The 7,629-nt window shown below is 67.2% G+C and carries 9 protein-coding genes and 2 tRNA genes; 1 reads left to right on the top strand and 10 read right to left on the bottom strand.

The window, feature by feature from the left end; genetic code table 11:
* Positions 1-54: 54 nt before the first annotated feature.
* Positions 55-216 (top strand): integrase core domain-containing protein, encoded by a 162-nt coding sequence (locus Q0672_RS23480; protein WP_367179907.1) that lies wholly within the window; start codon positions 55-57, stop codon positions 214-216.
* A gap of 428 nt (positions 217-644) precedes the next feature.
* On the opposite strand, the gene Q0672_RS01230 is transcribed toward Q0672_RS23480, so the two are convergent.
* The 10 genes from Q0672_RS01230 to tolR form a co-directional block, all read right to left on the bottom strand.
* Positions 645-720 (bottom strand) — tRNA-Lys (locus tag Q0672_RS01230).
* Between the two features lie 39 nt (positions 721-759).
* Positions 760-835 (bottom strand) — tRNA-Lys (locus Q0672_RS01225).
* A gap of 40 nt (positions 836-875) precedes the next feature.
* Complete coding sequence (locus tag Q0672_RS01220) at positions 876-1,979, bottom strand: YeeE/YedE family protein (RefSeq protein WP_298618913.1); 1,104 nt, start codon at positions 1,977-1,979, stop codon at positions 876-878.
* Positions 1,980-1,986: 7 nt separating this feature from the next.
* Complete coding sequence (gene queC, locus Q0672_RS01215) at positions 1,987-2,664, bottom strand: 7-cyano-7-deazaguanine synthase QueC (protein ID WP_298618911.1); 678 nt, start codon at positions 2,662-2,664, stop codon at positions 1,987-1,989.
* 79 nt (positions 2,665-2,743) lie between these two features.
* On the bottom strand, positions 2,744-3,415 hold the full coding sequence (queE, locus tag Q0672_RS01210; protein WP_153161914.1) for a 7-carboxy-7-deazaguanine synthase QueE: 672 nt from the start codon (positions 3,413-3,415) through the stop codon (positions 2,744-2,746).
* Positions 3,416-3,452: 37 nt separating this feature from the next.
* Positions 3,453-4,199: a tol-pal system protein YbgF gene (gene ybgF, locus Q0672_RS01205; RefSeq protein WP_153161915.1), complete on the bottom strand. Its 747-nt coding sequence runs from the start codon at positions 4,197-4,199 to the stop codon at positions 3,453-3,455.
* Positions 4,199-4,750: a peptidoglycan-associated lipoprotein Pal gene (pal, locus tag Q0672_RS01200; protein ID WP_153161916.1), complete on the bottom strand. Its 552-nt coding sequence runs from the start codon at positions 4,748-4,750 to the stop codon at positions 4,199-4,201. Before pal ends, ybgF begins: the two co-directional genes overlap by 1 nt.
* A 75-nt stretch (positions 4,751-4,825) precedes the next feature.
* Positions 4,826-6,112: a Tol-Pal system beta propeller repeat protein TolB gene (tolB, locus tag Q0672_RS01195; RefSeq protein WP_298618906.1), complete on the bottom strand. Its 1,287-nt coding sequence runs from the start codon at positions 6,110-6,112 to the stop codon at positions 4,826-4,828.
* A gap of 18 nt (positions 6,113-6,130) precedes the next feature.
* The gene (gene tolA, locus Q0672_RS01190) at positions 6,131-7,126 is read right to left on the bottom strand and encodes a cell envelope integrity protein TolA (protein WP_298618904.1); all 996 of its coding nucleotides are present in this window, start codon (positions 7,124-7,126) and stop codon (positions 6,131-6,133) included.
* A complete protein-coding gene (tolR, locus tag Q0672_RS01185) occupies positions 7,123-7,536 on the bottom strand; it encodes a protein TolR (protein WP_298618902.1) in 414 nt (137 codons plus the stop codon). The genes tolA and tolR overlap by 4 nt, the downstream gene beginning before the upstream one ends.
* Positions 7,537-7,629: the final 93 nt, after the last annotated feature.

Below are 7,629 nucleotides of genomic sequence, written 5' to 3'. Positions count from 1 at the left end.
TGATCGTCAGGGGATTACGAGCGACTGAGGAGATGACTTGGCTGGACGCTTACGATCCGCACGCTGAAAGAGCAGTGCATCCACCGCCACCGCTTCGAAACCCTGCAGCACGCCAGCCGCGTGATCGGCGATTGGATCCAGTTCTACAACCACCAGCGGCCCCATCAGGCCCTGGAGATGAAGACCCCCGCTGAGGCATTCGCTTTAGCGGCGTGACCTGTGCAGGATTTGGTGGGTCAATACAGGCATGTCTCCCGGAGCGGCAAGTGGCGCACCACCGAGAGCGCGTTGGAGCAGGCCCTGATCCCCCCTTCGGCACGCTTGTGCGCGTGAAAGCGCCTTTCCTGCTGTGCTCGGACAATCGCCCGGTGGAGCAGATGATCCGGAGTTGATGCTCGGTGAGTTCTTGGGTTTCGAGGGGCTGCAAACCCAAATCCGCTTGGACGAGGTGGCCTACGTGAGGGGCAGTATCAAATGTTCGCTGAGTGCGATTTTCCGGGTGTATGCAGCATCGCCTGGCGCACTGTAGTAGCCATCAGAAGGGGGAATGCTGTCCTAGATTGACCAGGATGCATCCTGAAAGTAACCCCGGCGTTACCCAAAAAGTGAAAAGGGCTTAGCATCGCTGCTAAGCCCTTGATGTTTGGTGGGTTGTGAGTGGCTCGAACACTCGACCTACGGATTAAGAGTCCGCTGCTCTACCAACTGAGCTAACAACCCATTCTTGCGAGAGCCGGTATTATAGCCCACCTTTTTTACTGGTGGGTCGGGCGAGATTCGAACTCGCGACCAACGGATTAAAAGTCCGCTGCTCTACCGACTGAGCTACCGACCCCCCGGAAGAGACGCGCATTATAGCCCCTCCACAGAATACGTCAACTGTTTCGTAGCTGAATTTTTATCGACACCGTTGCGCCGGCGATGATGGCGCCTACGGTGAGGATGGCGCCGACCGAAAGGGTGGAGAGCCCGGAGAGGCCCTGACCGATGGTGCAGCCCAGCGCGGTGACGCCGCCGAAGCCCATCAGGATGGCGCCGGCGATGTGGCGGACGAGGTCCGGCGTGTCGCGGAAGCCTTCGATGCGGAAACTGCGGCTGGTGATTGCGCCCAGCAGCGCGCCGGCGACGACGCCGAGGGTGGTGGTGATGCCGATGGTGACGATGCGGCTCTTGTCGGTCCACAGCATCAGCAGGTCGAGGCTGTAGGCGTAGGGTGCGACGAAGCTGAGGGATTCCATCTTCCCGCTGTTGGTGGCGAGAAAGGCCGGGGCGAGGGTTTCGGGATCTTCGGCAAGCCACGCCAGGTGGCCGCTGAGATACCAGCCGGCGACGATGCACGCGCCGATGGCGATGCTGCCGAGCAGTGGGCCAGGCCGCCAGTTGTCGCGGCTCGATAGCGCGAACAGGGCCAGGCTGCCGGCGCCGACGGTGGCGCAGGCCAGCCACGCGCTGCGGGCGTCGAGCTGGAAGCGGGCGGCGAGCAGGGTCGGCAGATCCTGCGGTGTGGCGAGCTGCAGGGCAACGGGGTCGAGCCATTCGACGCGCCAGCCGCCGAAGAGCCCGCGCAGGGTCATTGCGGCCGAGAGGCCGAGGAAGACGAACACCACCAGCGACTTGAGGTTGCCGCCGCCGAGCCGCACAAGTGTTTTAGCGCCGCAGCCAGACGCGAGGGTCATGCCGACGCCGAACAGCGCGCCCCCAACGAGATGGGACAGCCACGGCAGGCGGCTGCCGGTGTAGATCGAGTTGTGCACGTCCACCAGCCCGGCCACCTGCAGGCCGGTGGTGCCGGTGATGGCCACTGCTGCGGCCAGCGCCCACATGCGCAGGCGCGTCCAGTCGCCCATCAGCAGGATGTCGGCGATGGCGCCCATGGAGCAGAAGTTGCTGCGCTGGGCCGCCAGCCCGAACACTGTGCCGATTGCGAAGGCGGCCCAGGCGATGGCCGACAGGGAGAGGGGCTGGCTGGCGGCGTCCATGGCGTGGTCAGGCGTAGGGGGTGGGGTCGGGCAGGCCGGCGGCTTCGAAGCCGGCCTTGCGCAGCCGGCAGGCGTCGCACAGGCCGCAGGCGCGGCCATCGTCGTCGGCCTGATAGCACGACACGGTGAGGCTGTAATCGACGCCAAGCTGGGTGCCGCGGCGGATGATGTCGGCCTTGGAGAGGTCGATCAGCGGCGCGTGGATGGCCAGGTGGTGGCCTTCGACGCCGGCCTTGGTGGCGAGGTTGGCCATCTTCTCGAAGGCTTCGATGAAGGCCGGGCGGCAGTCGGGGTAGCCGGAATAATCCACCGCATTGACGCCCACGTAGATGTGGTCGGCGCCCAGCACCTCGGCCCAGGCCATGGCGATGGACAACATGATGGTGTTGCGGGCCGGCACGTAGGTGATCGGGATGCCGGCGCCGACGCCGTCGGTGGGCACGGCGAGGGCCGGGTCGGTGAGGGCCGAGCCGCCAAACTGGCCGAGATCCACGTGGGCAACCCGGTGGGTGACGGCGCCGAGGGCGGCGGCCACGCGGCGGGCGGCGGCGAGCTCGGCCGCATGGCGCTGGCCGTATTCGACGGACAGGGCGTAGGTCTCGAAGCCTTCGGCGCGGGCGATGGCGAGGCAGGTGGCGGAATCGAGGCCGCCGGACAGCAGGACGAGGGCGCGGGGCGTGCTCATGCTTACATCCAATACAAAAAAATGGATCCAGGCAAGGGGTGATCCGGTGCCGGGGCCTGGCCCGGCGTGGTTTGACCGCTTACCGACCGGGTTCGTTGCCCCAGATGACCTTGTGCAGCTGAACCTGCATCCGCACCGGCAGCCGGTCGCGGAGGATCCACGCGGCGAGGTCGGCCGGCTTGAGCTGGCCCTGGACCGGGGCGAGGAGCACTGGGCAGCGTTCGGTGAGATGGTATTCGGCGATCTGCGCCTTGGCCCACTCGTAGTCGGCCTCGCTGGCGAGCACCAGTTTCACCTCGTCGCGCAGGTTGAGCAGCGGGATGTTGGTGAGCAGGTTGCGCGCGACTTCGCCGGAGCCCGGCGCCTTGAGGTCGACGATGCGCGAGACGCGCGGGTCGACGCCGGCGATGTCGAGGGCGCCGCTGGTCTCGAGGGACACCGAGTAGCCGGCGTCGCACAGGGCGGTGAGCAGGGGCAGGCAGTTCTTCTGGGACAGCGGTTCGCCGCCGGTGACGCAGATGGTCGGGCAGTGGTAGCCGGCCACTTCGGCGAGGATGTCGTCGAGGGTGCGGGTGGTGCCGCCGGTGAAGGAGTATTCGGTGTCGCACCAGCTGCAGCGCAGCGGACAGCCGGTGAGGCGGATGAACACCGTCGGCAGGCCGGCGCGCGAGGTTTCACCCTGGAGCGAGTGGAAGATCTCGGTGATGCGCAGGGTGGCGGCGCGGGGAGCGGGGCTGGCGGTTGTGGGCATGGGAAAAAAAGCGCGCCCGGTGTCGGGCGCGGCGGGCTTACTTCTTGAGGCGCTGGCGGGCGATGGTTGCCGCCGAACTGCTTGGGTACTTGGCGACCAGCCGTTCGAGGGTCTTGGTGGCCCCCGCGGTGTCGTTGCGGGCGGCCTGAGTGCTCGAGAGGCCGAGCAGGGCGTCCGGCGCGCGGGTGTCGTCCGGCCACTGGCTGGCGACCTTGGCGTAGTGCTCGGCGGCGCCGACGTTGTCCTTCAGCTGATAGAGCGCGCTGGCGGCCCAGAAGTGGGCGTTGGGCTGGAAGCTGCTGTTCGGGTAGGCCTTGGTGAAGGCGACGAAGCCGGTGGCGGCTTCGCGGAACTTGCCGGCCCGCAGCTGGGTGAGGGCGGCTTCGTAGTCGCGGCTTTCGCTGGCTGGATCGGCTACCACAGGGGCTGCCGGCGCTGCAGGGGCCTCGGCAGCCGTCTGGGGCTCGACCTTGCGCAGGCGGTTGTCGAGGTCGACGTAAAAGTCCTTCTGCCGCTTGTTGGCGTTGGCCAGATCGTTGCTGAGGACTTCGTTCTCGCCGCGCAGGCGGGCGATCTCGGCCTTCAGGTTTTCGATCTGGTCGGCCAGTTCGAGCTGGGCGCGGGAACTGGCTTCGAGCTTGTCCAGACGGGCGGAAAACTCGGTGCGCATCTGATTGATGCGCATCCGGGCTTCCTCGTCGTCAAACAGGCCGGCCTGGGCCTGGCTGGCCAGCAGGCCAGCCAGCAGCCCGGCCAACAGGCGGGGCAGAAGGCGCGGGAACATCAGAATTCACCCGAATAGAGCATGTCGCCACGACGGTTGGCGGACCAGCAGGACTCGGAGGCGTCGGTGCAGCTGGGCTTTTCTTCGCCGAGGCTGACGGATTCGAGCTGGCTTTCGGCCACGCCCAGCAGGCCCAGGGCCTTCTTGACGGCGTCGGCACGCTTCTGGCCGAGGGCCAGGTTGTATTCGCGGCTGCCACGTTCGTCGGTGTTGCCCTGGATCATCATCTTGACCTTGGGGTGGGCGACCAGGAACTTGGCGTGGGCTTCGACGAGCGGACGGTACTGATCCTTGACGACGTAGCTGTCGTAGTCGAACAGCACGCTGCGCTTGGACAGGATGTTCTTCGGATCGCGCAGCTCGGGGTAGGCGGAGCCGTTGGCGCCGTCGTTGGCGTTGACGGTGGTGACGCGGTTGCCGTCGACACCGCTGCTGGCGGCGCCGCTGCTGCGGTCTTCGACGGCTGCACCCTGGTTCTGGTTGGGGGCCGAGCTACAAGCGGCCAGCAGGCCGGCAGCGATCAGGGACAGGGTGAGGTGCTGGAACTTCATGGTGTGGACTCCGTGGGGCATCCGTGCAAGGGCTGGATGAATGCGTGGTGATGCGTCGGGTTTCGCGCGAGCGGGTCAGTTTCGGGGCTGGGGCCCCCAGGCGGGTTCGCGCACGTCGCCTGATTGTACCGATAGACGTTGTTTCACACGACCGTCGGCGGACACGGCGGCGAGCACGCCACGGCCGCCGATCTCGGTGGCGTAGAGCACCATGCGGCCGTTGGGGGCGAAGCTCGGGGATTCGTCCTTGGAGGAGTCGGTGAGGATTTGCGTCTGGCGGGATGCGAGATCCAGCATCGTGACCTGGAAGCGGCCGCCGTTGCGGGATACGTAGACGAGGCTCTTGCCGTCGGGCGAGGGGCGCGGGCTGACGTTGTAGCCGCCCTCGAAGGTGACCCGCTGGGCGTCGCCGCCGCCGGCCGGCACGCGGTAGATCTGCGGGCTGCCGCCGCGGTCGGAGGTGAAGTAGATCATGCCGTCGGGCGACCAGGCCGGCTCGGTGTCGATGCCGGAAGATGACGCCAGGCGCTGCACGCCGGAGCCGTCGGCATTGACCGAGTAGAGCTGGGACTGACCGTCCTTGGTGAGCACCACCGCCAGCCGGCGGCCGTCCGGCGACCAGGCGGGGGCGGAGTTGGAGCCCTTGAAGTTGGCGGCCACGTTGCGCTGGCCGGTGGCGAGGTTGTGCACGTAGACCACCGGTTTCTTGGCCTCGAACGACACATAGGCGAGGCGCGAGCCGTCCGGCGACCAGGCCGGGGAGATGATCGGCTCTTTCGAAGCCAGCGCGGTCTGGGCGTTGCTGCCGTCGGCGTCGGCGATCTGCAGCTCGTAGCGGGGGCCGGACTTGAGCACGTAGGCGATGCGGGTCGAGAACACGCCGGGCTCACCAGTGAGCTTCTCGTAGATGAAGTCGGCGATGCGGTGGCCGGTCGCGCGGTACTGGTTGGGCGACATCACCATCGCCTGGCTGCCCAGGCCGAGCTGCTTGGCGGCGTCGTGGAGGCGCACTTCGATCTGGAAGCGGCCGGCCCCGTTGGGGCTGACGGTGCCTACGGCGACGGCGTCGGCACCGCGGGAGCGGACCCGGGCGTAATCCACGGGGCCGGCGGCGCCCATCGGGCTCGGGCCGAGTTCGATCATCTTGAACAGGCCGCTGCGTTCGAGGTCGGCGCGGACGACATCGGTGACGGCGCGAGGCAGGGCGTTCTCACCCTCGAAGCTGGCGACGGCCACCGGCATGCGGTTGGCGCCGGCGCCGGTGATCTCGATGGCAAGCTGGGCCTGGGCCAGGGAGGACGCAAGCACCAGCGCGCAGGCCGGCACGGCGCTCTGCAGGAAGGACAGGATGCGAGAGGTCATGGGCGGAAGACTCATGGTTTAGTCGCGGAGCGGGTAGAACTTCAGCTCCAGCGTGCGGTTGAACAGTTCCGGCTTGTCCGGGCGCGGCAGCGGGCTGGACTTCTGGATGGCGCGCTCGATGGCGCCGTCGAGCTGGGCGTTGCCGGTGGAGCGCTTGAGGCGTACCTCGATCACCGAGCCGTCGGGCAGCTGATCCACGTAGAACAGCGCAAAGGGATCACCGCTGACGCCCGGCGGAAGCACGATGTTGCCCTTCACCTTGGCGCGGATCTTCTCGATGTAGGCCTCGATCGCCTTGTTGCGGGCGGCGCTGGCCTTCGCGCCGGCAACCCGGGCGAGTTCTTCCTGGATCTGGCGGGACTGGCTAGCGTTCTCGCTGTCGTGGGCCATCAGCTCGCGCATCCGGCGGTCTTCGAGCTCGCGGGCGCGGGCGGCGGACGCCTTGGCTTCCTTGTCGGCCTTGGCCTGGTCGATGCGGGCCTGCTCGGCGCGGGCCTTGGCTTCGGCCTTCGGGTCAGGTTTGGGTTCCGGCTTCGGTTCGGGTTTTTTGGGCTCGGGCTTGGGTTCCGGCTTTTTAGGCTCAGGCTTGGGCTCGGGTTTCCTGGGTTCGGGCTTCGGCTCGGGCTTTTTGGGCTCGGGTTTGGGTTCCGGCTTTTTCGGCTCGGGCTTGACGATTTCCTTCACCGGCTTGGGCGGCTGCTTCTTCGGCTCGGGCGCCTTGATGGCGATGTCCGGCTGCCTGCGCGGCGGCGGGGCGGGTTCGGGTTCGTCTTCGGGCTCGGGCGGCGGAGGCGGCGCCGGGCGGGATTCGGCCGGCGGGGCGGGGGGCGGCGGCGGGGCAACGCGGGCAGCCGGGGGTGGCGCGCTCACCAGCTCGACCTCGACGGCGTCGGGCAGGCGGTTCTGCCAGCGCACGCCATAGAACAGGAACAGACCGAGCAGGACGTGGACGAGCGCTGCCAGCGCTGCCGACGACCACTTGCCCCGGTCGTTACCGGACAGCAGAGGTCTCATCGGCTGGACTTGCCGATCTGCGTCTGCAGGCCGACCTTGTTGACGCCTGCGTTACGCAGGTCGTTGAGGACATCCATGACCAGCTCGTACTTCACGTCCTTGTCGGCGGCGATCACCACCGGCTGGCCGGGATTGGCCGAGACGGCGTCCTGCACCGCGCCGATCAGGTCGCGGCGGTTGTAGGACTTGGGCTGAGCCTGGCTGGTCTGGCTGAGGGAGAGCTCGCCCTGGGGCTTGACGGTGACGATCATCGCGTCGGTGGGCGGCGCGGGCACCTTGTCGACGCTGGGCAGGTTCACCGAGCCGGACTGGATCATCGGCGCGGTGACCATGAAGATGACGAGGAGCACCAGCATCACGTCGATGTAAGGCACGACGTTGATCTGGTTCATCAGGCGACGTTGACGCATGGCAGCTAAGCTCCGGTCAACGCAGCTGGCGCTGGAGGATGTTCAGGAATTCTTCGGTGAAGCTCTCGAAGCGGATCGCGATGCGGTCGATGT

It is taken from the genome of uncultured Zoogloea sp. (assembly GCF_937894855.1).
Taxonomy (GTDB): domain Bacteria; phylum Pseudomonadota; class Gammaproteobacteria; order Burkholderiales; family Rhodocyclaceae; genus Zoogloea; species Zoogloea oryzae.
This window is presented reverse-complemented; position numbering and strand designations above follow the sequence as displayed.

Bases quoted from the DNA above. Each gene is read 5' to 3' on its own strand.
- Q0672_RS01220 (WP_298618913.1), bottom strand. From the start codon at position 1,979: ATGGACGCCGCCAGCCAGCCCCTCTCCCTGTCGGCCATCGCCTGGGCC.
- ybgF (WP_153161915.1), bottom strand. From the start codon at position 4,199: ATGTTCCCGCGCCTTCTGCCCCGCCTGTTGGCCGGGCTGCTGGCTGGC.
- queE (WP_153161914.1), bottom strand. From the start codon at position 3,415: ATGCCCACAACCGCCAGCCCCGCTCCCCGCGCCGCCACCCTGCGCATC.
- queC (WP_298618911.1), bottom strand. From the start codon at position 2,664: ATGAGCACGCCCCGCGCCCTCGTCCTGCTGTCCGGCGGCCTCGATTCC.
- tolB (WP_298618906.1), bottom strand. From the start codon at position 6,112: ATGACCTCTCGCATCCTGTCCTTCCTGCAGAGCGCCGTGCCGGCCTGC.
- pal (WP_153161916.1), bottom strand. From the start codon at position 4,750: ATGAAGTTCCAGCACCTCACCCTGTCCCTGATCGCTGCCGGCCTGCTG.
- tolR (WP_298618902.1), bottom strand. From the start codon at position 7,536: ATGCGTCAACGTCGCCTGATGAACCAGATCAACGTCGTGCCTTACATC.
- tolA (WP_298618904.1), bottom strand. From the start codon at position 7,126: ATGAGACCTCTGCTGTCCGGTAACGACCGGGGCAAGTGGTCGTCGGCA.